Source organism: Bradyrhizobium sp. CCGB01 (genome assembly GCF_024199795.1).
In the GTDB taxonomy this organism is placed as follows: domain Bacteria; phylum Pseudomonadota; class Alphaproteobacteria; order Rhizobiales; family Xanthobacteraceae; genus Bradyrhizobium.
The window spans coordinates 7,517,395-7,541,072 of the sequence record NZ_JANADK010000001.1 but is presented as its reverse complement, the minus strand read 5'-3'; the positions used below and the strand labels follow the sequence as shown (position 1 = coordinate 7,541,072).

Sequence of the window (23,678 nt, the reverse complement as noted above, 5' to 3'; positions counted from 1 at the left end):
CGCGTCTCGAAGGATGAAGGCCCGGCTGGTGGCCTCGCCCTTCGAGACGCCGCGCAAGCGCGGCTCCTCAGGGTGAGGGTCTAGGCTCTGCGCTCGCAATGAGGGAGGGTGCGGCTGCTGCCGTCACTTCGATGCGACGACCGTCGCATCCGCCGGTAAACTTTCCAGCAGCGCCTGCAATGTCGACAGCGTCGAATGATCCGCGACGCCATCCAGCCGCGCCGGGCGGAAATGGCGCTGGAACGCGGTGACGACTTCCATCGTCGCGGCGTCGTATTTGCCGGTCAGCGGCACGCCGTAGCCGTATCGGGCGAGCGCCTGCTGCAGGCTCAGCACCTCGTCGCTGATGGTGCCGAGCATCAGGCTCTCGCCGCGCACGACCGGCGCGGGCGTCACCCAGTGGCCGACGCCGGAATTGGCCAGCGAATGCCACGGGAATTTCTCGCCGGGATCCTTCTTGCGCGCAGGCGCGACGTCGGAATGGCCGAGCACGCGGTGCGCCGGCACCTTGCGGCGGAGCATGATGCCGCGGCACAGCGCGATCACGGCGGCGATCTGGCGCAGCGGATATTCCGGATAACCCCAGTCATGGCCGCGATTGATGATCTCGATGCCGATCGAGCAGGAGTTGACGTCGTCTTCGCCGGCCCAGGCCGAGACGCCGGCGTGCCAGGCGCGCCTGGCCTCGGGCACGCATTGCACGATGCGGCCGTCCTCGAGCACGACATAATGCGCCGACACTTCGGTGCCCGCGGTGCACAGCCTTGCTAGCGCACCCTCGACATCGGGCATGCCGGTGTAGTGCAGCACGATCATATCCGGCTGCCGTCCCTTGTTGCGGTCGCCATGGTTCGGCGAGGGAATGATGTCGGAGACGATCGAGGAATCCGGCTCGAACGTCCGCGTGTTCGCCGCGGCCTTGGGAACCGGGAGAACGCGTTGACGCTTCGAATCAGATCCAGACGGCGTGGACGGACCGGACGACATAGACAGCTCAAGTCGGATAGAGAGTGGGCCAAGCCCTTCTCTTTACTATTCCTTTACCCTCCGCCGCGCGCAATCGTGCGGCGCGGTTAACGGATGCATTTTGGCGCAGTGTGTGGATGAGGCATCACCGACGCGTCACCTTTTCGACTTCTAACGAGCCGATCAACGTTTTCTTAACGCTAAGGGCCGTTACTGAGAGATGAAGAGCCGACCCGCGTCCGGAGGCGGCCAAAGCGTATTTTGGCTCGAAATCCCATGGCTGCCCGACAAATTCCACTGGGAACACTGGGCTGGCGGCCCGGGACGACCGGGCCAGGTAACCATGCTGGACAAGGGCTTTGTCGTGGAACCGCCGCGACGCGGAATTATTCGAGGCGTTATGGGCTTGTTCGTCCCCGATCTCGTTTGGACGTTCGGCAGGCTTGGCGCATGAGCTCGGTTCCGCACATCCCCGTTCTTGGCCGCGAGGCCATTGATCATCTCGCCCCGCGCGAGGGCGGTATCTATGTCGATGCCACCTTCGGCGCCGGCGGCTACAGCCGCGCCATCCTCGACGTGCCGGGAACCCGGCTGATCGCGATCGACCGCGACCGCACCGCGATTGCTGGTGGTGCCGAGCTGGTCGAACGCTCCGAGGGTCGGCTGACGCTTGTCGAGGACCGCTTCTCCAATCTCGCCGAGGTCTGCGCGGCGCAGGGCGTCGATGCAGTCGACGGTGTCGTGATGGATGTCGGGGTATCCTCGATGCAGCTCGACCAGGCTGGCCGCGGCTTCTCGTTCCGTCTCGACGGTCCGCTCGACATGCGGATGGGACAGACGGGGCCGACCGTGGCCGATGTCGTCGCGCGTGCCTCCGAAGGCGATCTCGCCGACATCATCTATCTCTTTGGCGAGGAGCGGCAGTCGCGGCGCATCGCCCGCGCCATCGTGGCGGACCGGCAGGAGACGCCGTTCACGACCACCCGCGCGCTCGCCGATCTCGTCGGCAGGGTCGTGCGCTCGAAACCCGGCGACATTCATCCGGCGACGCGGACGTTCCAGGCCCTGCGCATCTTCGTCAATGAAGAGCTCGAGGAACTCCAGACCGCGCTCGCTGCGGCCGAGCGCGTGCTGAGGCCGGACGGCCGCCTCGTGGTGGTCTCGTTCCACTCGCTGGAAGACCGCATCGTCAAGAATTTCCTGGCCGAGCGCAGCAAGACCGGCGGCGGCTCGCGGCATCTGCCGGAAGTGGCGCAAGTCGCTCCCAGCTTCCAGCTCCTGACGCGACGGCCGGTGGTCGCCGGCGAAGAGGAAGTCGCCCAAAACCCGCGCGCGCGTTCCGCAAAACTGCGCGCCGCCGAGCGCACGTCTGCGCCCGCGCATGACGACGGCGAGCCATCGACCTGGCCAAAACTCTCCGACGTGATGAGGGGGGGCTAGCACATGCGCTTCATCCACCTCCTCGTCATCGGCGCGCTGATCTTCGCGGCGGCCTATGTCTACCGGATCAAGATGGATTCCACGGCGCGTACCGAGAAGGTGCTGCGGCTGCATGCGGAGATCCGCGAGCAGCGCGATGCGATCGCATCGCTGCGCTCCGAATGGGCCAAGCTCGATGCGCCCTTGCGTCTGCAGGGCCTGTCCGACCGGCACCTGCCGCTCAAGCCGGTCAACGCCACGCAATATGATTCGCTGAAGAACCTGCCCGAGCGTCCGCCGCGGATGTTCAGGCCGGGCGAGCCCGACCCGATCGGGGCCATGCTCAACACCATCGAAGCCGCGAGCGACCCTGACACCGTGACGGGCTCCCTGCCTCAGCCCGAGGACAAGCAATGAGCGCTGCGACTCCGGCCAAACCCAAGCCGACTGAACCCTGGCGGCAGCGGCTGATCCGCAGCCTGCTCTACGGGCGCAACGTCGACCGCCAGGCGAAGGCCCGCGCGCGCGTTGGCCTCGCGATGCTGGCCTTCACCTCGGTCTACGTCCTGATCGGTGGCCGGCTCGTGATGTTCGCGATCGGCGCCGACGCCCACAGTGCGCGCCGCGCCGCCTCGCAGGAGGTGGTCGCGACTGCGCGCCCCGACATCGTCGACCGCAACGGCGCGATCCTCGCGACCGACGTCAAGGCGGCGAGCCTGTTCGGCGAGCCGCGTCGCATCATCGACAAGGACGAGGCGATCGAGCTGCTGACCGCGACCGTGCCCGATCTCGATGATGCTGAGGTGCGCGAGCGCCTGTCGGGACGAAAGGGTTTCGTCTGGCTCAAGCGCGAAGTCACGGCGAAGCAGCAGCAGGACATCCACAAGCTCGGCATTCCCGGCATCGGCTTCCTGCGCGAGAACAAGCGCGTCTACCCGACCGGCAACGAGGTCGCCCACCTCATCGGTCTCGTCAACATCGACAACCAGGGCATCGCCGGCATGGAGAAGTGGCTCGACAATCAGGGCCTCGCCGATCTCCACCGTGCCGGCTTTGCCACTGACCGGCTGCAGAAGCCGATCGAGCTCTCGGTCGATCTGCGCGTCGAGCACGCGTTGCGCGACGAACTGCTCAAGGCCAAGGAGAAGTACCATACCAAGGCCGCCTCCGGCATCGTCTCGAATGTCAAGACCGGCGAGATCGTGGCGATGGTCTCGCTACCGGACTTCGATCCCAACAATCCGAAGGAAGCGCACGACCCCGATCGCATCAACCGCCTGACCACGGGCGTCTACGAGATGGGCTCGACCTTCAAGGCGTTCACGCTGGCGATGGCGCTCGACTCCGGCAAGATCAATCTGAACTCGATGTGGGATGCACGCGGGAACCTGCACTACGGCAAGTTCACCATCCACGACAGCCATCCGCTCGGACGTTTCATCAACACCAAGGAGGTGTTCTATTATTCCTCCAACATCGGCGCTGCGCGGATCGCGCTCGGCCAGGGCGTCGAGGCGCACAAGGCGTTCCTCGCCAAGATGGGGCAGTTGACGCGGCTGCGCACCGAGCTGCCGGAGAGCGCGGCGCCGCTGATCCCGCGCCGCTGGGGTGAGCTGAACACGGTGACCATCGCGTTCGGGCAGGGCATGTCGGTGGCGCCACTCCAGGCGGTGATGGGGATCAACGCGCTAGTGAACGGCGGCTATCTGATTCCGCCGACCTTCATGAAGCGCAGCGAGGCCGAAGCGGCGGCGATGGCCAAACGCGTCATCAAGCCGGAGACCAGCGACAAGATGCGGTTCCTGATGCGCCTCAACGCCGAGGTCGGCTCGGCGCGGCAAGCGGACGTCAAGGGCTACTACGTCGGCGGCAAGACCGGCACGTCCGAGAAAGTCATCAATGGCCGCTACGCCAAGAAGCGGGTGCTCAACTCCTTCACGGCGATCATGCCCTCCGACAATCCAAAGTATCAGATACTGATCATGCTGGACGAGCCGCAGGCGATTCCCGAGACGAAGGGTTTCATCACCTCGGGCTGGAACACGGTGCCGACCGGCGGGAAGGTGATCGAGCGGATCGCGCCGCTTCTGGGCGTCGAGCCACGGTTCGACCTGCCGCCGTCCGACCGCCTTATTCTTGCAGCATCCAGGACAACCCAGTAATCAACCGGGGTGGCCATCGCCGGTGCTGAGTCGGCTTTTCCTGACGATTCGGCTTTCCGGCGCGGCATGTCGACTGGACGACCATGAAGCTGCGCGAACTTCTAGGCAATGATGCCGCACTCGAGCCCGCTGTCGCGGCGCTCGAGGTGACCGGTATTGCGCTCGACAGCCGTGTGGTCAGGCCAGGCGATCTCTTCTTCGCACTCGCGGGCAGCAAGACCGACGGCGCGCGCTTCATCGATGCCGCGATGGCCGCAGGCGCGGTGGCGGTCGTCGGCGACCACGCGCCGCCGGCCGGCAAGGTGCCGTTCATCGCCGTCGCCAACCCCCGCCGCGCGCTGGCGCTGGCCGCGGCAAGATTCTTCCCCGCCCAGCCCGCAACGATTGCCGCGGTGACCGGCACCAGCGGCAAGACCTCGGTCGCCGCGTTCACGCGCCAGATCTGGGAACGGCTGGGGCATGCCTCCGCCAGCATCGGCACCATCGGCCTCGTCTCGCCCAAGCGCACGGTCTATGGCTCGCTGACCACACCCGATCCGATCGCGCTGCACCGGCAGCTCAACGAGATCGCGCGCGAGGGTGTGACGCATCTCGCCTTCGAAGCCTCCTCGCACGGGCTGGACCAGTACCGCCTCGACGGCGTGCGCGTCTCCGCCGGCGGCTTCACAAACCTCTCGCGCGACCACATGGATTACCATCCAACCGTCGCGCACTACCTTGCCGCAAAACTCCGGCTGTTCCGCGAGCTGGTCGCCCCTGATGGAGCGGCGGTGATCTCGGCTGATCACGAATGCTCGGCGGAAGCGATGGACGCGGCGAAGTCGCGCGGCCTGCGCGTGATGGCGGTCGGCCGCAACGGCGATGGGGCAGGCGAGGGCATTCGACTCGCAAGCGCCGAGGTCGAAGGATTTTCGCAATTGCTCGCGCTCGAGCATCGCGGCAAGCGCCATTCCGTCCGGTTGCCGCTGGTCGGAGAATTCCAGATCGAGAACGCGCTGGTATCTGCCGGTCTTGCCATCGGCACCGGCAGCGATGCTGCCCATGTGTTCGCGAACCTCGAACATCTCGAAGGCGCCAAGGGTCGGCTGGAACGCGTCGGCGAGCGCAATGGCGCGCCGATCTTCGTCGACTATGCGCACAAGCCGGATGCGTTGGCGAAGGCGCTGCAGGCGCTGCGTCCTTACGCCAGGCGCAGGCTGGTCGTCGTGTTCGGCGCCGGCGGCGACCGCGATGCCGGCAAGCGTCCGATCATGGGCGAGATTGCGGCGGAGAACGCCGACGGCATCATCATCACCGACGACAATCCGCGCAGCGAGAAGCCGGAAGCCATTCGCGCCGAAATCCTCGCGACTGCCAAGGGTGCCCGCGAAATCGGCGACCGTGCCGCGGCGATCCGCGCCGCGATCGAGGAGTTGCAAGACGGCGATGCGCTGCTCATCGCCGGCAAGGGCCACGAGACCGGGCAGATCGTCGGCGGCCAGGTGCTGCCGTTCAGTGATCACGAGGCGGTCGCCGCCGCATTGACGTCGAGGATTGCATGAGCGCGCCAATATGGACGGTGGCCGAGGTGGCGCGCGCGCTGGGCGCTGCGGGGTCATTCCCGGACACGCCGATCGATTTCATTACGCAGGACAGCCGGCTGGTGAAACCGGGCAGCCTGTTCGTCGCGCTCAGCGGCACGCCGAGCGGCGGCTTCATCTCGGCCTTCGCCAGTGCGCGTGACGGCTGGGAATTTGCCGACAAGGCGGAAGCCTCGGGCGCCGTCGCGATGATCGTGCCGCACGAGATCGCAGGAATCCGCATTCCCCAGATCGTCGTCAAGGACACGCTGATCGACGGGCTCTGGGGCCTCGCGCGCGCCGCCCGCGCGCGCTTCAACGGTCCGGTGATCGGGCTCACCGGCAGCGCGGGCAAGACCAGCACCAAGGAATTCCTCGCCGCTTACCCTAACGCCTATGCCAGCCCGTCGAGCTTCAACAATTTCTGGGGCGTGCCGCTGACGCTGTGCAATGCCAGACCTGACGCCAGTCTCTGGGTCGTCGAGATGGGCATGAACCAGCAAGGTGAGATCGCGCGGCTCAGCGAACTGACCCGGCCGACAGTCGCGCTCGTCGTCAACGTCCAGCCGGTGCATCTGGAAAAGCTCGGCTCGCTCGAAGCCATCCGGCGCGAGAAAGTGTCGATCGCGCTTGGCCTGCCCGAGGATGGCGTGCTGGTGCTGCCTGCCGGCATCAAGGCGCCGGACTGGAAGGGCAAGGTGGTACGTTTCGGCGAGAAGGCCGAGGTGCACGAGGTCGCGCACGCGCCGCATGGCGAGAGTTGGCAGGTCGTTGCCGCGCTCGGCAAGAAGGAGATCGCCTTCAGCCTGACGCCGGGCGCGCCGCACCGCGTGCAGAATGCGCTCGCCGCGCTCGCCTCGATTCGCGCCGCGAACCTCGATGCCGCGACGCTCGCGATCAAGCTCGACCGGGTCGGCATCATGACCGGCCGCGGCGTCGAGCAGGCGGTCGGCGGCGTCACCGTGATCGACGACAGCTTCAACGGCAATCCGGCCAGCGTGGCCGCTGCGCTGCAAAGCCTCCAGGCGCGCAACATGAGCGGCGGCCGCCGCATTGCGGTGCTCGGCGACATGCTGGAACTGGGCGATGATGCACCGGGCTACCATACCGGCCTCGCCAAACATCTCGACGGCATCGACGGCGTCTACTGTGTCGGCTCCCTGATGCGCCACCTCTACGATGTGCTGCCGGCTGGCAAGGGCCTCGGCTGGCACGACGATCCCGCCACGCTGAAGCCCGGCGAGGTCGCAAATCTGCTGAGGGCAGGCGATGTCGTGGTTGTCAAGGGCAGCAAGAAGATGTTCTGGATCAACAAGTTTGTGCCGGGCCTAGTGGCCGCCTTGCAGGCAAAGGCGTAAACTGCTTGGAAGGCGCTGTTCCCGAATCCCACCCTTTTGCGGCGCGAAGCGTTTTCCCAGAGGTCGCCAGACCGCATGATGAAGACCAGCGAATGCGCGTGAGGCAAAGGCCAAGCCAAGGCCGCGTGCAAAGGCGCCATAGGACCGTCTGAATGTTTTACTGGCTGATCGAGCTCTCCAACACATTTCCGGGCTTCGGTGCCGTTCGCACCTTCCTGAACGTCTTCCGCTACATCACCTTCCGCACCGGCGGCGCCGTCGTCACCGGCGCGCTGTTCGTGTTCCTGTTCGGACCCTGGATCATCGATCATCTGCGCATCCGCCAGGGCAAGGGCCAGCCGATCCGGACCGACGGCCCGCAATCGCACCTCGCCAAGAAAGGCACGCCCACCATGGGCGGGCTGATGATCCTGTCCGGCCTCACGGTCGGCACGGTGCTGTGGGCCAATCCGCTCAACCCCTATGTCTGGATCGTGCTGGCGGTGACGCTCGGCTTCGGCTTCGTCGGCTTCTACGACGATTACCTCAAGGTGACCAAGCAGACCACCACCGGGTTCGGCAGCAAGCTGCGCCTGCTGATCGAGGCGGCGATCGCGCTGGTCGCCTGTTACGCGCTGGTGCGGCTGAACCGCGATCCCGCGTCGACCGCGCTGACGATTCCGTTCCTCAAGGACACCGTGCTGCATTTCGGCTGGTTCTTCGTCGTGTTCGGCGCCTTTGTCATCGTCGGCGCCGGCAATGCTGTGAACCTGACCGACGGTCTCGACGGCCTCGCCATCGTTCCCGTGATGATCGCGACCGCGAGCTTTGCGATGATCGCCTATCTCGCCGGCAACGCGGTGTTCGCCGACTATCTCCAGATCAAATATGTCGCCGGCACCGGCGAACTCGCGGTGCTCTGCGGCGCGCTGCTGGGCGCCGGTCTCGGCTTCCTCTGGTTCAACGCGCCGCCGGCCTCGATCTTCATGGGCGACACCGGCTCGCTCGCGCTCGGCGGCATGCTGGGTGCGATCGCGGTCGCGGTGAAGCACGAGATCGTGCTCGCGGTGATCGGCGGCCTGTTCGTGCTGGAGGCGGTCTCCGTCATCGTGCAGGTGGTGTCTTTCAAGCTCACGGGAAAGCGCATCTTCCGGATGGCGCCGATCCATCACCATTTCGAGCAGCTCGGCTGGACCGAGCCGCAGATCGTGATCCGGTTCTGGATCATCTCGGTGATGCTGGCGCTCGCCGGCCTGTCCACCCTGAAGCTGCGCTGACGGTACCACGATGATCCCGGTCACATCCTTCGCCGGCAAGACGGTCGCGGTGTTCGGCCTCGGCGGCTCGGGGCTTGCGTCCTGCCACGCGCTGAAGGCCGGCGGTGCCGAGGTGATCGCGGCCGACGACAATGCCGAGAACGTCGCCAAGGCCGCGCAGGCCGGTTTCATCACCGCGGATCTGCGCAACGTCTCCTGGGTGAATTTCGCAGCACTCGTGCTCGCGCCCGGCGTGCCGCTGACCCATCCTGTGCCGCACTGGAGCGTGCTGAAGGCGCGCGAGGCCGGTGTCGAGGTGATCGGCGATATCGAGCTGTTCTGCCGCGAGCGGCGGCGGCACGCGCCGAACGCGCCGTTCGTCGCCATCACCGGCACCAACGGCAAGTCGACCACGACGGCGCTGATCGCGCATCTCACCAAGGTCGCCGGCTACGACACCCAGATGGGCGGCAATATCGGCACCGCGATCCTGTCGCTGGAGCCGCCGCGCATGGGCCGCGTCCACGTCATCGAGATGTCGTCCTACCAGATCGACCTCACGCCCTCGCTCGATCCCTCCGTCGGCATTTTGCTCAATGTCAGCGAGGACCATATCGACCGTCACGGCACGATCGCGCATTACGCCGCGGTGAAGGAGCGCCTCGTTGCGGGCGTGCAGGCAGGCGGCACCGCGATCGTCGGCGTCGATGACGGTTTTTGCCGCGACATCGCCGACCGGCTCGATCGCGCCGGCAAGAAGGTCGAACGCATCTCCGTCAGGAATCCGCTGGCGAGCGGCATCCATGTCGAGCACGGCACCATCGTGCGCACCTCGGGCGGTGCCCGCAGCGAAGTGGCAAAACTCGGCGGCATCGGCTCGCTGCGCGGCCAGCACAACGCGCAGAACGCCGCCTGCGCTGCCGCCGCCGCGCTTGCGATGGGCATCAGCCTGGACGTGCTGCAGAACGGCCTGCGCAGCTTTCCCGGCCTTGCGCATCGCATGGAGCAGGTAGGCCGCCGCGGCAACGTGCTGTTCGTCAACGACTCCAAGGGCACCAACGCTGACGCCACCGCGCATGCGCTATCGTCCTTTTCGGAAATTTTCTGGATCGCGGGCGGGAAGCCCAAGGCGGGCGGCATCACGAGTCTCGCCGGCTACTTCCCCCGCATCCGAAAAGCCTATCTGATCGGCGAGGCGGCGCAGGAGTTTTCGGGAACGCTCGGCACGCAGGTGGCGCATGAGATCAGCCAGACTCTCGACGTCGCCGTCGAGCACGCCGCGCGCGATGCGGAGGCATCGGGCCTTGCGGATGCCGTGGTGCTGCTGTCGCCCGCCTGCGCGTCGTTCGACCAGTATCGCAACTTCGAAATCCGCGGCACAAAGTTCCGCGAGCTGGTGCAGGCGCTGCCGGGCGTGAAGCCGGTAGTGTGAGGATGCCGCGGCGACGCCGGATCGGACTTGTCGTTGCTGCCCTTGCTGTTCCGATCGTCGCGGGCTTTGTCTTCGTTGTCATCGTCGACAATGTCATGAGCGGCTTCGGCGCATGCCGCGTCGTTCGCCAGCGCGCGTTTGCCTCGCCGAGCGGTAGCCAATTGGTCGTCGTGGTCTGGAAGTCGTGCGGAGCGACGGTGCCCGACAGCACGCAAGCCAGCATCATTGCGCGCGGCCGGACGTTCTCGCCCGAGAGCACGCCGACCTTTCTCAGCGTGCGCGGCCATCTCGATGTTGTCGTCGTCTGGAGCAGTGAGCGAGCCGTCAGGATCGGCTTCATTCCCGGGCCTGACCAGATCTACAAGCGCGATCCGCGCGCGGGGGATATTGCGATCAATTACGAGTAGGGCGCGAAGCCGGTGGTTTGAAGGCAGGCGGCTATCGCTTGCTCCGCTGTCGTCGCCCGGCTTGGCCGGGCGACCCAGTATTCCAGAGACGACGCTTGAGCCGAAAGGCCGCGGCGTACTGGATGCCCCGGTCAAGCCGGGGCACGACAGTGTGTTTTGTGGACGCTGCGGAGATCATCTTCAAACATCCACATTTCATTAACCCCCCGTAAACCAACCTCGGCGACCAATGGACGGACCTCTGTCCGAAAGCGGCCGCCCATGCTCTCCCGTGAAGAACGCACCCCCTTTTCCGAGTGGTGGTGGACCGTCGACAAGCCGCTGATGGGCGCCATCCTGGCGCTGATGCTGACCGGGGTGATCCTGTCGCTGGCGGCGAGCCCGCCGGTTGCGACCCGCATCGGGCTTGATCCGTTCCATTTCTTCAGCCGCCACGTGATGTTCCTGGCGCCGTCCTGCATGGTGCTGCTCGGGGTCTCCTTCCTGACGCCGCGCGCGATCCGCCGCAGCGCGCTGATCATCTTCGCTGCGAGCATCATCCTGATCGTGCTGACGCTCGCGATCGGCCCCGAGGTGAAGGGCTCGCGGCGCTGGATCACGCTGCTCGGCGTCAACATCCAGGCTTCCGAAATCGCAAAACCGTCGTTCGTCGTCATCGCGGCCTGGCTGTTCGCGGAATCGACCAAGCGGCCGGAGATGCCGGCGACCTCGATGGCGCTGGTGCTGCTGATGATGCTGGTCGCGCTGCTGGTGATGGAGCCGGACTTCGGCCAGACCATGCTGATCCTGATGGTGTGGGGCTCGCTGTTCTTCATCGCGGGCATGCGTATGATCTGGGTATTTGGTCTTGCCGGGCTCGGAGCGGCCGGTCTGTTCAGCGCCTATCTGTTCGTTCCGCACGTCGCCGGCCGTATCAAGCGCTTCATGAACCCGGCCTCCGGCGACACCTTCCAGGTCGATACCGCCATGGAAGCCTTCTACAACGGTGGATGGTTCGGCCTCGGACCGGGCGAGGGGATCGCCAAGCGCAGCCTGCCGGACAGCCACACCGACTTCGTGTTCGCGGTTGCCGCCGAGGAGTTCGGTATCATCCTGTGCCTTGCGATGCTGGCGCTGTTCGCATTCGTCGTGATCCGCACGCTCTCGCGCGCCTATGCCAATGAGGACATGTTCTCGCGCTTTGCGGCGTCGGGCCTTGCGATCCTGTTCGGCGTGCAGGCCGCGATCAACATGTCGGTCAACCTCCAGCTCATCCCCGCCAAGGGCATGACGCTGCCCTTCATCTCCTATGGCGGCTCCTCGATCGTGTCGCTCGCCTATGGCGTCGGCATGATGCTGGCGCTGACGCGGCTGCGTCCGCGCACCGAGGTCGAGGCCAGCGGCCGCGCCGACGCGATGCGCAGCTACGCCTAGTCTTTCGTCATTGCGAGCGCAGCGAAGCAATCCAGAATCCTTCTGCGGGGACAGTCTGGATTGCTTCGCTGCGCTCGCAATGACGGCAAAGGCCTTGTAAAAGGGCATTTATGACCACGTCCCCCCTGATTCTTCTTGCCGCGGGCGGCACCGGCGGCCATCTGTTTCCGGCCGAGGCGCTCGGCGTCGAGCTGATCCAGCGCGGCTTTCGCGTCCGCCTCGTCACGGACGAGCGCGCGCTGCGCTATAGCGGGCAGTTCAGCAAGGACACGATCGACGTCGTCAGAAGCGAGACCGCGCGCGGCCGCAATCCGTTGCAGCTGGCCTATGCCGGCCTCACGCTCGCCGCCGGCACGCTCTCCGCTTATCGCTTGATCAAGCGATTGAAGCCGGTCGCCGTCGTCGGCTTCGGCGGTTACCCAACGCTGCCGCCGCTGGTCGCCGCAAAGTTCGCCGGCGTGCCCGGCATCATCCACGACGCCAACGCCGTGCTCGGCCGCGCCAACCGGTTCCTGTCAGGCCGCGTCCGCGCCATCGCGACGTCGCTGCCCGGCGTGCTCGACCGCGATCCGGCGCTATCAGGCAAGACCACGACGGTCGGCACGCCGATGCGTCCGGCAGTCCTCGCTGCGGCCGCTGTTCCGTATGCCGCGCCCGAGGTGAGCGGACCGCTGCGCCTGCTGGTCGTCGGCGGCAGCCAGGGCGCGCGCATCATGGCCGACATCGTGCCCGGCGCGATCGAGCGGCTCGAACCTGCGCTGTGGAGCCGGCTGATCCTGACCCAGCAGGTCCGCGACGAGGACATGAGCCGCGTCCGCGCGGTCTACGACAAGCTCAAGATCAATGCCGAGCTCGCGCCGTTCTTCACCGATCTGCCGGCACGGCTCGCCTCCAACCATCTGGTGGTGTCGCGCTCCGGCGCCGGCACGGTCGCCGAGCTCGCCGCGATCGGACGGCCCTCGATCCTGGTGCCGCTGCCCGGCTCGATCGACCAGGACCAGTTCGCCAATGCCGGCGTGCTGGTCAAGGTCGACGGCGCGGTCCGCATCCCGCAGACCGAGTTCACCTCCGACCGGCTCGCCGCCGAGATCTCCGCCTTCGCCGCCGCGCCCGCGCGCCTTGCATCCATGGCCGAAGCCGCCCGCGGCGCCGGCCGGCTCGATGCCGCCGAGCGGCTGGCCGATCTGGTGGTCAAGGTCGCGGGAATCTGACGCGAAAAAGCCCTTGTCTTCGCCTTCTAAAGCGGGGCATCCAGTAGGAACGGCGCGGCTGATTTGGCCGTGACCTTCGCCAGATGCCGCCTTTTTCCGGCGGCGAGGTCAGGGAACAGAGCATGAGACTGCCGCGCGAGATCGGACCCATCCACTTCGTCGGGATCGGCGGGATCGGCATGAGCGGCATCGCCGAGGTGCTGGTCAATCTCGGCTATGCCGTGCAAGGCTCGGACGCCTCCGACAATTACAATCTCGATCGCCTCCGCAAGAAGGGCGCAAAGGTCTCGGTCGGCCACAAGGCCGAGAATGTCGACGGCGCTGCGGTCGTCGTCGTGTCCACCGCGATCAAGCGTGACAATCCGGAGCTGATGGCGGCGCGCGAGCGCCGCATTCCCGTGGTTCGCCGCGCCGAGATGCTGGCCGAGCTGATGCGGCTGAAGAGCTGCGTCGCCATCGCCGGCACCCACGGCAAGACCACCACGACCACGATGGTCGCAACGCTGCTCGATGCCGGCGACCTCGATCCCACCGTGATCAACGGCGGCATCATCAACGCCTATGGCTCGAATGCGCGGCTTGGCGCCGGCGAGTGGATGGTGGTCGAAGCCGACGAGAGCGACGGCACATTCCTGAAGCTGCCGACCGACGTCGCGATCGTCACCAATGTCGACCCCGAGCATCTCGACCACTTCAAGACCTTCGAGGCCGTGCAGGACGCGTTCCGGCATTTCGTCGAGAACCTGCCGTTCTACGGCTTCGCCGTGATGTGCATCGATCATCCCGTCGTGCAAAGCCTCGTCGGCAGGATTGAGGATCGCCGCATCATCACCTATGGTGAGAATCCGCAGGCCGATGTCCGGTTCGTCGATCTCACCCCGATGGGCGGCGGATCGAAGTTCAAGGTCGCGTTCCGAGATCGCAAGACCGGCGCCATGCATGAGATCGCCGATCTCATGCTGCCGATGCCGGGCCGCCACAATGCTTCCAACGCGACGGCCGCGATTGCGGTCGCGCGCGAGCTCGGTGTGTCGGACGAGGCGATCCGCAAGGCGATCGCAGGCTTCGGCGGCGTCAAGCGCCGCTTTACCAAGACCGGCGAGTGGAACGGCGTCACGGTGATCGACGATTACGGTCATCATCCCGTCGAGATCGCAGCAGTGTTGAAGGCGGCGCGGGAATCCACCAACGGCAAGATCGTCGCCGTGGTGCAGCCGCATCGCTACACCCGCCTGCAATCGCTGTTCGAGGAATTTTGCACCTGCTTCAACGATGCGGACGCGGTTGTTGTCGCCGACGTCTATGCTGCCGGCGAAGCGCCGATCGACGGCATCGATCGCGATCATTTCGTCGCGGGCCTGCGCGCCCACGGCCACCGCGAGGTGATCGGGCTGCCGGCGGCGCCGGAGCTTGCGGGCATCGTCAAGGGGCTGGCGAAGCCGGGCGATCTCGTCGTGTGCCTTGGCGCCGGCAACATCACGCAATGGGCGTATGCGCTGCCCGGCGAATTGAAGGCGCTGGGGTAGGGCAGTGGGATTTCCCGACATCACCCCCTCGCTCAAAGCCGCGATGCCCGATCTACGCGGCCGGATGCTGGCCAACCAGTCGCTCGCCGAGCTCACCTGGTTTCGCGTCGGCGGTCCCGCGCAGGTGCTGTTCACGCCGGCGGACGAGGATGATCTCGCTTATTTCCTCGCCCATCTCGCTTCCGACATTCCCGTCTATGTCGTCGGCGTCGGCTCCAACCTGATCGTGCGCGACGGCGGCATTGCGGGCGTGGTGATCCGCCTCGCGCCGCGCGCCTTTGGCGAGGCGAGCGCGAGCGGCGACATCGTCACCGCCGGAACTGCCGCGCTCGACAAGCGCGTGGCGGAGGTCGCCGCGAGCGCCAATATCGGCGGGCTCGAATTCTACTTCGGCATTCCCGGCTCCATCGGCGGCGCGCTGCGCATGAATGCGGGGGCCAATGGCGGCGAGACCAAGGACGTGCTGATCGAGGCGCGCGGCGTCGGGCGCGACGGCACGAAGCACGTGTTCTCCAACGCCGGCATGAAGTTCGTCTATCGCAACAGCGGGGTCGATCCCTCCATCATCTTCACCTCGGCGCGCTTTCGCGGCGAGATCAGGGACACTGATGCGATCCGCGCGCGCATGGCGGAGGTGCAAGGCCACCGCGAGACCGCGCAGCCGATCCGCGAGAAGACCGGCGGTTCGACCTTCAAGAATCCGCCCGGCCATTCCGCCTGGAAGCTGGTCGATGCCGCCGGCTGCCGCGGCTTGCGCGTCGGCGGCGCGCAGGTCTCGGAGATGCACTGCAATTTCCTGATCAACACGGGCGACGCCACCGCGCACGACATCGAGACGCTGGGCGAGACCGTGCGTGAACGCGTGAAGGCGAATTCCGGAATTGAGCTGCACTGGGAAATCAAGCGGATTGGAATTCCCGGCTAACCCTGGACAAGCGACGAACGAACATGCGCATCACCATCCTCTTCGGCGGCTCCAACCGCGAACGTCTCGTCTCGGTCGCCTCGGCCCAGGCGCTGCATCAGGCGCTGCCCGAGGCCGATCTCTGGTGGTGGGACGTCGAGGACAAGGTGCATGTGGTGCAGTCGAAACAGCTGCTCGAACACGCCCGTCCGTTCGAGGACGAGTTCAAGCCCGGCACATCAGGCATTCCGCTGGCGCAGGCGCTGGATCAGGCCAAGGCCGAGAACCGCGTGCTGGTGCTCGGCCTGCATGGCGGGCGCGCGGAGAACGGTGAATTGCAGGTGATGTGCGAGGCGCGCGGCGTCCCGTTCACCGGCTCGGGCTCGGCCTCCTCGCATCTCGCCTTCGACAAGGTCGCGGCCAAGCATTTCGCTGCGCTTGGCGGCGTGACGCCGCCGGCCAATGTTGCGCTGGACAAGATCGACGAGGCCTTCGCCGAATACGGAAGGCTGATCGCAAAGCCGGCGCGCGACGGTTCGAGCTATGGCCTGATCTTCGTCAACGCCAGGCAGGATCTCGTCGCCGTCCGCAATGCGGCCAAGCACGAAGAGTACGTGATCGAGCCCTACATCGCAGGCGTCGAGGCCACCTGCGGCGTGCTGGAGCGCACCGACGGCTCGATCATCTCGCTGCCGCCGATCGAGATCATTCCGGGCGAGGGCAATTTCGACTACGCCGCAAAATATCTCCTGAAGTCGACCCAGGAGATCTGTCCCGGCCGTTTTTCGCCCGAGATCACCGCCGCGCTGAAGGAGCAGGCGATGCTGGCGCACCGCGCGATGTCCTGCACCGGCTATTCCCGCTCGGACTTCATCGTCTCGGACAGGGGGCTGATCTATCTCGAGACCAACACGCTGCCCGGGCTGACCAAGTCCTCGCTCTACCCCAAGGCGCTGAAAGCCGAAGGCATCGAATTCGTCGACTTCCTGCGCGGCCTGGTCGAGCTCGCCGGGCGGGGCGCGCGAAAATAATTAGGACTGGTTAACGGCGGAACAGGCGAAATGGCCGGTTTTGGAACCCAAAACCGGTAAAATGCCGGGTATCGCGGCACAAATGCCTCACAAGCCTGGGCAAAACGCATCCCGCGTTAACGAAGTTTACCTTTTGTTTACCAGGACGTCCGAAGGTTAACGCTGGCGGCGCATATGACGCTTTGGCTGCCGGCGCGTGGGCTGTTGCGGGTGATGTCACCTCCAGCGAACGCTTTGAAGGGGAGAGGTTTTCTACTTCTGAAGACCAGCACCCGGCCCGGCAAGTCCGAGACGTCATGTTCGCCAGGACCCGCGCGATGTCGCGGGCTAACTGTTGACGAGCTCGTGCAATGGATGGTGCAGGAAGCCTCACCCGGTCGTTTCTGAGATCGCTGAGGCCCCAAGCTGACCTGAAGGCGGCCGCTATCGGAGCGGTCGTGCTTCTGCGCGAGTGGGTGCAGGAGAGGCGTGACGAGAAGCGCGCTGCTGCCAAGATCCGGACCAAAGCCAAGCCCGTGGTCGAGCGCGATCCGCCGCCGCGCGTGGTCGCGCTGGTCGAGCGCTATCTGCCGCGCCGGGTCGGGATCACCATGACCGTTCTGCTGCTGCTTGGCAGCTGCGGCTTCGGCATCGTCAAAGGCGGCCATCTCCAGGATTTCATCACGGCGGTCAGCGACGCCCGCAACGCGCTGGCCAATTCCGCCGGCTTCCGCATCACCTCCGTCGTGATCAACGGCCGCAAGCAGCTCAGCCAGGACGAGATCCTCGCGGTCGGCGGCGTCAGCGGCCGTTCCTCGCTGCTGTTCCTCGACGCCGACGCCGTGCGCGACAAGCTCAAGGCCAATCCCTGGATCGCGGATGCGACGGTGCTGAAGCTCTATCCGGGCCAGCTCATGATCGAGCTCACCGAGCGCAAGGCGTTCGCGCTGTGGCAGGAGGCCGGCCGGCTCTCCGTCATCGCCGATGACGGCGCCGTGCTCGAGCCCTACGTCTCGCGCCGGTTCCTGTCGCTGCCGCTCGTGGTCGGCAAGGGCGCCGACACCCAGGCGCGCGATTTCCTGGCGCTGCTGGCGCGCTATCCGCAGATCAATTCGGTGACCAAGGCCGCGATCTATGTCGGCGAACGGCGCTGGAACCTGAGGCTCAAGGACGGCCTCGATATTCGTCTGCCCGAGCAGGACGTCGGCAACGCTCTTGCGACGCTGTCCAGGCTCGACAAGGAGGACAAGCTGTTCTCCCGCGACATCGTCGCCGTCGACATGCGCCTGCCCGATCGTCTGGTGGTGCAGCTGTCCGACGACGCCGCCAAGGCGCGCGAGGACCTGTTCAAGGACAAGAAGAAAAAGAAGGCCGGGGACGCCGCATGACCGGTCTTGATCGCACCCAGACCCCGAAGACGCGGCCGATGCCGCACAAGCGCGGCGGCCTCGTCGCCTGCCTCGACATCGGCACCAGCAAGATCGCCTGCATGATCGCGCGGCTGAAGCCGTCGGCGCCGAGCGACGCCTTGCGCGGCCGTACCCATGCGGTGGAATTGATCGGTTACAGCCAGATCCAGTCGCGCGGCATGAAGGCCGGCGCGGTGATCGATCTTGCCGAATGCGAGCAGGCGGTGCGCCAGGCCGTCGGGCTGGCGGAGAAGATGGCCAAGGTGCGGGTCGAGTCCGTGCTGCTGTCGGTCTCCGGAGGCCGGCTTTCCGGCCAGCTGGTCGAAGCCGCGGCCGATATCCGCGGTGGCGCGGTGACGGCGGCCGATGTCAGCCGCGTCACCTCCACCGGCATGCGCCACGCCACCGGCGAAGGCCGCACTGTGCTGCACGCGCTGCCGGTCGGCTACACGCTCGACGGCGTCAAGGGCATCCGCGATGCCCGCGGCATGGTCGCGCATCAGTTCGGCGTCGACATGAACGTCGTCACCTGCGATGCCACCGTCGCCCGTAACGTGATGCTGGCGGTGGAGCGCTGCCACATCAATGTCGAAGCCGTGGCGGCGAGCCCCTACGTGGCCGGCCTGTCGGTGCTGACCGACGACGAGGCCGATCTCGGCGCGGCCGTCGTCGAAATGGGCGCTGGCACCACGACGATCGCGGTCTATTCCGGCGGCCGCTTCGTGCATGCGGCGGGCTTTGCGCTCGGCGGGCAACACATCACGATGGATCTCGCGCGTGGCCTCTCCGCGACCATTGCCGATGCCGAGCGAATCAAGACGTTATACGGGACCGTCATCACCGGCGGATCGGACTCGCGTGAGCTGATGTCTGTACCGACAGCCGGTGACGAGCAGGATCTGCCGCAGATCGTCTCTCGCGCCACCATTGCCAACATCGTCAAGCACCGTGCCGAGGAAGTCTTCGAAATGGTTCGGGACAAGCTGAAGGATTCGCCCTTCGCCTCAGAGCCCAACGGTCGCGTCGTGCTCTCCGGCGGCGCCTCGCAGCTCACCGGTCTCGTCGAACTCGGCACCCAGATTTTCGGCCGGCCCGTGCGGATCGGACGTCCGCTCGGTTTCGGCCGGCTGCCCAACGAGGCGAAGAACGCCGCGTTCGCGGTGCCGGCGGGGCTCCTCGTCTACCCGCAATATGTTCACCACGAGCATGTCGAACCGCGGCATACGCGGCAGCAGGTCAAGACAGGGACGGGCGGTTATTTTGGAAAGGTCGGACGATGGCTACGCGAGGGCTTCTGATGGACCGGTTCCGCAATCTTCGAATTTCACCAACTCCCGCGGCCGCCGGCCGGGGCGAACCCACCACGCGCGCGTGATCGAGAGGCAAACATGACCATCAGCATCAATGTTCCTGATATTCACGAACTGAAGCCCCGCATCACCGTGTTCGGCGTCGGCGGCGCCGGTGGCAACGCCGTCAACAACATGATCACGGCGGGCCTCCAGGGCGTCGACTTCGTGGTCGCCAACACCGACGCGCAGGCGCTGACCATGTCGAAGGCGCAGCGCATCGTGCAGATGGGCACCGCGGTCACGCAAGGTCTCGGCGCGGGTTCGCAGCCGAACGTCGGCGCGGCGGCGGCGGAAGAGGTGATCGACGAGCTGCGCGACCATCTCTCGGGCGCCAACATGGTGTTCGTCACCGCCGGCATGGGCGGCGGCACCGGCACGGGTGCAGCGCCCGTCATCGCCAAGACCGCCCGCGACATGGGGATCCTCACCGTCGGCGTCGTGACCAAGCCGTTCCACTTCGAGGGCGGCCGCCGCATGCGCACTGCGGAAGCCGGCATCAACGAGCTGCACAAGGTCGTGGATACGCTCCTGATCATCCCGAACCAGAACCTGTTCCGGGTCGCCAACGAGAAGACCACCTTCGCCGACGCCTTCGCGATGGCCGACCAGGTGCTCTATTCCGGCGTTGCCTGCATCACCGACCTGATGGTCAAGGAAGGTCTGATCAACCTCGACTTCGCCGACGTTCGCGCCGTCATGCGCGAGATGGGCAAGGCGATGATGGGCACCGGCGAAGCTTCCGGCGACAAGCGCGCGCTGACCGCCGCTGAAGCCGCGATCGCCAACCCGCTGATCGACGACTCGTCGATGAAGGGCGCCAAGGGCCTCCTGATCTCGATCACCGGCGGCAAGGACCTCACCCTGTTCGAGGTTGACGAAGCCGCGACCCGTATCCGCGAGGAAGTCGATCAGGACGCCAACATCATCGTCGGCGCGACCTTCGACGAAGCGCTCGACGGCCTGATCCGCGTCTCGGTGGTCGCCACCGGCATCGAGCAGGCTGCGATCGCCCGCAACAGCCAGGCCACCAGCGCTCCGGTCGCGAATGCGGCGCCGCAGCAGACTCAACAGGTGCAGCAGGCTCCCGCTGCTCCGGCCGCCGCTGCCGAGAGCCGTCTCGCCGACCTGACCGCGCGTCTGCGTGCCGACAATCAGCGCATGGCCGAGCGCGCCCAGAAGCTGGAAGCCCAGATGCCGGCCGCAGCGCCGGCGCCGGTCGCGCCGCGTCCCAATGTCGAGCGTGCCGCGCTTGCCGCCATCGCGGCTGCCGTTGCCGAGGTCCCGCAGGCGCCCGCGCCGATGCAGACCTATGGCGACGTCACGGTGCGCCCGATCGCCCAGAAGCCGACCTTGTTCCCGGAGCCTGATATGGCCCCGGTGGCGATGCAGGAGCCGATGACGCCGGACACCTTCATCCCGCCGCAGGCCGAGCGTGCGCCGGTCCGTGCACCGCGGATGCCGCGGATCGAGGAACTGCCGATGCCGGCCCAGGCCGAGCTTCGCCAGGCCCGCGGCGAGGTTGAAGAAGAGACCCCGCAAAAGACCCGCCTGTCGCTGCTCCAGCGTCTCGCCAATGTCGGCCTCGGCCGCCGTGACGAGGAGAGCGAGGCGCCGGTCGCAGCCCGCACCGCAGGTCCGGCGATGCCGCCGCTGCCCGATCGCCGGCCTCAGAAGACCGTGGCACAGCAAATCGCGTCTACTGAGCCGGTATCAGAGTATGCCCGTCGATCCGCGCCGCAGGGCCTGGACATGCATGGCCGCCCGGCACCTGTTGCGCCGGCGCCACAGGGTGACGACCATCTTGATATCCCCGCCTTCCTGAGGCGGCAGGCGACCTGAGGATTGTTACAATAAGGCTGACGAAAAAAGGTCCCGGCGGGAAGCTTGCCGGGACCTTTCCTTTTGTCCCGTGCCTATCCGGATTGTGCGACCAAACAACTGATTTTAAATCATTAATTACGTATTCGGTGGTTCAGTAAAACTGCCGGAAACGGCCCCAAAACTCGGCGCAATTTGGTTAAGCCTTGGCGCGAATACGGCAGGTTTGGGGTAACAATCGGTAAAAAAGCGTGAGTTGGCGCTGTTTGAGGCAGTGACTATGGTTTGCCGTGACTTGGGGATACGGAGATTCGGAAGCGTCGGCACTGGCCGGCCAGACGGGTCTCGTATAAGTCGCAGTGGTCGTAGTGGGGCGGGTTCCTGATGAAATTTAGCCGGCAAACAACGCTTCGTGCGCAAGCCACCGTGGCAGGCGTAGGCGTTCACTCCGGTCTTCCTGTCACTCTCACGCTTGGGCCTGCGCCTGTCGACGCAGGTTTTATTTTTGTCCGCACCGGACTCGAGGGAAGTGACCGCGAAGTTCAGGCGACCGCCGATCAGGTGATCGCGACCGATTTTGCCACCGTCCTCGGCGATCGCAATGGTCCGCTGGTGTCCACCGCCGAGCACGTGCTCGCCGCGCTGCGGGGCATGGGCGTCGACAACGCCACCATCGAGATCGACGGTCCGGAAGTGCCGATCATGGACGGCAGCGCCGCGGCCTTCATTGCGGCGATCGACCAGGCCGGCATCGTCAGCCAGCCGGCACAGCGCCGCTTCATTCAGGTTTTGAAGCCGATCTCGGTCAAGATCGGTGACTCCTTCGGCGAGATCCGACCCTACGCCAACGGGTTCCGCGCCGAGGTCGAGATCGACTTCACCAATCCCGTCATCGGCCAGCAGAGCTACGGCTTCGACCTGAGCCCGGAACGCTTCCGCCGCGAAGTCGGCCGCGCCCGGACTTTCGGCCTGATGTGCGACGTCGCCCGGCTCTGGAGCGCGGGCTACGCACTCGGCGCCTCCTTCGACAATACCGTCGTGTTCGACGAGGAGCGGCTGCTCAACACCGAGGGCCTGCGCTACGCCGACGAATGCGCCCGCCACAAGGTGCTGGACGTGATCGGCGACCTCGCGCTGGCCGGCCTGCCGCTGCTTGGCGCCTACCGCTCGGTTCGCGGCGGCCACAAGCTCAACCACGCCGTCCTGACCGCGCTGCTCGCCGACCGTACCGCCTGGCGGGTGGTCGAGGGCGAGGCGGCTCGCCGCACCACGCGCCCCGCGGGCGAAGTCGGTCGCGGCATCGTCGGCGGCCGGGTCGCCGCGGCCTACGGGCCGGACGTGTCCTGAAGAGACCTGTCGCCGTGGCCGTGTGGCGGCGCCTTGCCCCGGGAAACTCCTGGTAACGATGATCGGCTAGGATTGCGGCGCGTTCGCCTTAATCCGGGCGAAATGCCTGCCTATCCGGTTGGTCCAAGGTCGTTTTTCGGTTACATCGGCGTGGTCGCATGGCAGGCACCACGGCACCATTTCGCGCCCAGGACGGGGTTCATGGGCTGGCGGACACCGCATCACAGGGCGTCAGGGCTTAAACTCATGTCGGCACAGCGTATGACGCGCGGATATCTCTCGGTCTCGTCTGGAGTCCGCGGGCTGCTTCACGCCGCCACCTTCATCGTGCTCGCGCTGCCGCTGGCCGGCTGCGGCACCGGCGCGCTCTGGGACAAGTTCACCGCCAAGGACGACACCTTCGTCGAGGAGCCCGCCGACAAGATCTACAATGAGGGCCTGTACCTCATGAACGAGAAGAAGGACATGAAGGCGGCGAACAAGAAGTTCGAAGAGGTCGACCGCCAGCATCCTTATTCCGACTGGGCCCGCAAATCGCTCCTGATGTCGGCCTATGCGTCCTACCAGGGCGGCGACTATGACGGCTGCATCGGCGCTGCCACCCGCTACGTCACGCTGCATCCGGGCAGCCCGGATGCTGCCTATGCGCAATACCTGATCGCGGCCTCCCATTACGACCAGATCCCGGACATCAGCCGCGACCAGGCCCGCACCGAGAAGGCGATCGCCGCGCTGGAAGAGGTCAACCGCAAATATCCGAACTCGGAATATGCGACCTCGGCCAAGGCCAAGATCGAGGGTGCGCGCGACCAGCTCGCCGGCAAGGAAATGAACGTCGGCCGCTACTACATGCAGAAGCGCGACTACACGGCGGCGATCAACCGCTACAAGGCCGTCGTCACGCAGTACCAGACCACCCGCCACGTCGAAGAGGCGCTGTTCCGGCTCACCGAGGCCTATATGGCGATCGGCATTGTCGGCGAGGCACAGACCGCCGCGGCCGTGCTCGGGCACAATTTTCCTGACAGCCGCTGGTACAAAGACGCCTATAATCTTGTAAAATCGGGCGGTCTCGAACCGAGCGAGAATCAGGGGTCCTGGATCAGCCGGACTTTCAAGAAGATGGGTCTCGGCTAGGAAATCTGGTTCC

General features: G+C 66.0%; 19 protein-coding genes. 18 read left to right on the top strand and 1 reads right to left on the bottom strand.

Going from position 1 to position 23,678, the window contains the following annotated elements:
• Positions 1-123: 123 nt before the first annotated feature.
• Positions 124-987, bottom strand: a complete 864-nt coding sequence (locus NLM25_RS35465) for an N-acetylmuramoyl-L-alanine amidase (protein ID WP_254139973.1) — start codon at positions 985-987, stop codon at positions 124-126.
• A gap of 429 nt (positions 988-1,416) precedes the next feature.
• Here NLM25_RS35465 and rsmH point away from each other — a divergent pair, with 429 nt between their 5' ends.
• From rsmH to NLM25_RS35375, 18 genes are all read left to right on the top strand, one after another.
• Complete coding sequence (gene rsmH / locus NLM25_RS35460; RefSeq protein WP_254139972.1) at positions 1,417-2,406, top strand: 16S rRNA (cytosine(1402)-N(4))-methyltransferase RsmH; 990 nt, start codon at positions 1,417-1,419, stop codon at positions 2,404-2,406.
• Positions 2,407-2,409: 3 nt separating this feature from the next.
• Complete coding sequence (locus NLM25_RS35455) at positions 2,410-2,802, top strand: hypothetical protein (protein WP_254122491.1); 393 nt, start codon at positions 2,410-2,412, stop codon at positions 2,800-2,802.
• Positions 2,799-4,547, top strand: coding sequence for a penicillin-binding protein 2 (locus NLM25_RS35450; protein WP_254139971.1), 1,749 nt, complete (start codon positions 2,799-2,801; stop codon positions 4,545-4,547). The genes NLM25_RS35455 and NLM25_RS35450 overlap by 4 nt, the downstream gene beginning before the upstream one ends.
• 83 nt (positions 4,548-4,630) lie before the next feature.
• Positions 4,631-6,088 carry a UDP-N-acetylmuramoyl-L-alanyl-D-glutamate--2,6-diaminopimelate ligase gene (locus NLM25_RS35445; RefSeq protein WP_254139970.1) on the top strand — a complete coding sequence of 486 codons (1,458 nt, stop codon included), beginning with the start codon at positions 4,631-4,633 and terminating at the stop codon, positions 6,086-6,088.
• Complete coding sequence (gene murF / locus NLM25_RS35440; protein WP_254122488.1) at positions 6,085-7,464, top strand: UDP-N-acetylmuramoyl-tripeptide--D-alanyl-D-alanine ligase; 1,380 nt, start codon at positions 6,085-6,087, stop codon at positions 7,462-7,464. The genes NLM25_RS35445 and murF overlap by 4 nt, the downstream gene beginning before the upstream one ends.
• Before the next feature lie 152 nt (positions 7,465-7,616).
• Positions 7,617-8,720 carry a phospho-N-acetylmuramoyl-pentapeptide-transferase gene (gene mraY, locus NLM25_RS35435; protein WP_014492955.1) on the top strand — a complete coding sequence of 368 codons (1,104 nt, stop codon included), beginning with the start codon at positions 7,617-7,619 and terminating at the stop codon, positions 8,718-8,720.
• A gap of 10 nt (positions 8,721-8,730) precedes the next feature.
• Entirely contained in the window at positions 8,731-10,131 is a 1,401-nt protein-coding gene (gene murD / locus NLM25_RS35430; protein ID WP_254139969.1) for a UDP-N-acetylmuramoyl-L-alanine--D-glutamate ligase, read from the top strand.
• A gap of 2 nt (positions 10,132-10,133) precedes the next feature.
• On the top strand, positions 10,134-10,538 hold the full coding sequence (locus NLM25_RS35425; RefSeq protein WP_254122486.1) for a hypothetical protein: 405 nt from the start codon (positions 10,134-10,136) through the stop codon (positions 10,536-10,538).
• A 261-nt stretch (positions 10,539-10,799) separates the two neighbouring features.
• Positions 10,800-11,951: a putative lipid II flippase FtsW gene (gene ftsW / locus NLM25_RS35420; RefSeq protein ID WP_254139968.1), complete on the top strand. Its 1,152-nt coding sequence runs from the start codon at positions 10,800-10,802 to the stop codon at positions 11,949-11,951.
• A gap of 110 nt (positions 11,952-12,061) precedes the next feature.
• Positions 12,062-13,162: an undecaprenyldiphospho-muramoylpentapeptide beta-N-acetylglucosaminyltransferase gene (gene murG / locus NLM25_RS35415; RefSeq protein WP_254139967.1), complete on the top strand. Its 1,101-nt coding sequence runs from the start codon at positions 12,062-12,064 to the stop codon at positions 13,160-13,162.
• 122 nt (positions 13,163-13,284) lie between these two features.
• The gene (gene murC / locus NLM25_RS35410; RefSeq protein ID WP_254139966.1) at positions 13,285-14,688 is read left to right on the top strand and encodes a UDP-N-acetylmuramate--L-alanine ligase; all 1,404 of its coding nucleotides are present in this window, start codon (positions 13,285-13,287) and stop codon (positions 14,686-14,688) included.
• Between the two features lie 4 nt (positions 14,689-14,692).
• A complete protein-coding gene (gene murB / locus NLM25_RS35405; protein WP_254139965.1) occupies positions 14,693-15,613 on the top strand; it encodes a UDP-N-acetylmuramate dehydrogenase in 921 nt (306 codons plus the stop codon).
• Positions 15,614-15,636: 23 nt separating this feature from the next.
• Positions 15,637-16,623 (top strand): D-alanine--D-alanine ligase, encoded by a 987-nt coding sequence (locus tag NLM25_RS35400; RefSeq protein ID WP_254139964.1) that lies wholly within the window; start codon positions 15,637-15,639, stop codon positions 16,621-16,623.
• A gap of 350 nt (positions 16,624-16,973) precedes the next feature.
• Positions 16,974-17,990, top strand: a complete 1,017-nt coding sequence (locus tag NLM25_RS35395; protein ID WP_254139963.1) for a cell division protein FtsQ/DivIB — start codon at positions 16,974-16,976, stop codon at positions 17,988-17,990.
• Positions 17,987-19,309 (top strand): cell division protein FtsA, encoded by a 1,323-nt coding sequence (gene ftsA / locus NLM25_RS35390; RefSeq protein ID WP_254139962.1) that lies wholly within the window; start codon positions 17,987-17,989, stop codon positions 19,307-19,309. Before NLM25_RS35395 ends, ftsA begins: the two co-directional genes overlap by 4 nt.
• Before the next feature lie 90 nt (positions 19,310-19,399).
• Entirely contained in the window at positions 19,400-21,202 is a 1,803-nt protein-coding gene (gene ftsZ, locus NLM25_RS35385) for a cell division protein FtsZ (protein WP_254139961.1), read from the top strand.
• Between the two features lie 363 nt (positions 21,203-21,565).
• Positions 21,566-22,528 (top strand): UDP-3-O-acyl-N-acetylglucosamine deacetylase, encoded by a 963-nt coding sequence (lpxC, locus tag NLM25_RS35380; RefSeq protein WP_254122477.1) that lies wholly within the window; start codon positions 21,566-21,568, stop codon positions 22,526-22,528.
• 246 nt (positions 22,529-22,774) lie between these two features.
• Positions 22,775-23,665: an outer membrane protein assembly factor BamD gene (locus tag NLM25_RS35375; protein ID WP_254139960.1), complete on the top strand. Its 891-nt coding sequence runs from the start codon at positions 22,775-22,777 to the stop codon at positions 23,663-23,665.
• Positions 23,666-23,678: the final 13 nt, after the last annotated feature.

What these genes read in the sequence shown, in the direction of transcription:
- NLM25_RS35465 (WP_254139973.1), bottom strand. Translation starts at nt 987, where the DNA reads ATGTCGTCCGGTCCGTCCACGCCGTCTGGATCTGATTCGAAGCGTCAA.
- rsmH (WP_254139972.1), top strand. Translation starts at nt 1,417, where the DNA reads ATGAGCTCGGTTCCGCACATCCCCGTTCTTGGCCGCGAGGCCATTGAT.
- NLM25_RS35455 (WP_254122491.1), top strand. Translation starts at nt 2,410, where the DNA reads ATGCGCTTCATCCACCTCCTCGTCATCGGCGCGCTGATCTTCGCGGCG.
- NLM25_RS35450 (WP_254139971.1), top strand. Translation starts at nt 2,799, where the DNA reads ATGAGCGCTGCGACTCCGGCCAAACCCAAGCCGACTGAACCCTGGCGG.
- NLM25_RS35445 (WP_254139970.1), top strand. Translation starts at nt 4,631, where the DNA reads ATGAAGCTGCGCGAACTTCTAGGCAATGATGCCGCACTCGAGCCCGCT.
- murF (WP_254122488.1), top strand. Translation starts at nt 6,085, where the DNA reads ATGAGCGCGCCAATATGGACGGTGGCCGAGGTGGCGCGCGCGCTGGGC.
- mraY (WP_014492955.1), top strand. Translation starts at nt 7,617, where the DNA reads ATGTTTTACTGGCTGATCGAGCTCTCCAACACATTTCCGGGCTTCGGT.
- murD (WP_254139969.1), top strand. Translation starts at nt 8,731, where the DNA reads ATGATCCCGGTCACATCCTTCGCCGGCAAGACGGTCGCGGTGTTCGGC.
- NLM25_RS35425 (WP_254122486.1), top strand. Translation starts at nt 10,134, where the DNA reads ATGCCGCGGCGACGCCGGATCGGACTTGTCGTTGCTGCCCTTGCTGTT.
- ftsW (WP_254139968.1), top strand. Translation starts at nt 10,800, where the DNA reads ATGCTCTCCCGTGAAGAACGCACCCCCTTTTCCGAGTGGTGGTGGACC.
- murG (WP_254139967.1), top strand. Translation starts at nt 12,062, where the DNA reads ATGACCACGTCCCCCCTGATTCTTCTTGCCGCGGGCGGCACCGGCGGC.
- murC (WP_254139966.1), top strand. Translation starts at nt 13,285, where the DNA reads ATGAGACTGCCGCGCGAGATCGGACCCATCCACTTCGTCGGGATCGGC.
- NLM25_RS35400 (WP_254139964.1), top strand. Translation starts at nt 15,637, where the DNA reads ATGCGCATCACCATCCTCTTCGGCGGCTCCAACCGCGAACGTCTCGTC.
- NLM25_RS35395 (WP_254139963.1), top strand. Translation starts at nt 16,974, where the DNA reads ATGGATGGTGCAGGAAGCCTCACCCGGTCGTTTCTGAGATCGCTGAGG.
- ftsA (WP_254139962.1), top strand. Translation starts at nt 17,987, where the DNA reads ATGACCGGTCTTGATCGCACCCAGACCCCGAAGACGCGGCCGATGCCG.
- ftsZ (WP_254139961.1), top strand. Translation starts at nt 19,400, where the DNA reads ATGACCATCAGCATCAATGTTCCTGATATTCACGAACTGAAGCCCCGC.
- lpxC (WP_254122477.1), top strand. Translation starts at nt 21,566, where the DNA reads ATGAAATTTAGCCGGCAAACAACGCTTCGTGCGCAAGCCACCGTGGCA.
- NLM25_RS35375 (WP_254139960.1), top strand. Translation starts at nt 22,775, where the DNA reads ATGTCGGCACAGCGTATGACGCGCGGATATCTCTCGGTCTCGTCTGGA.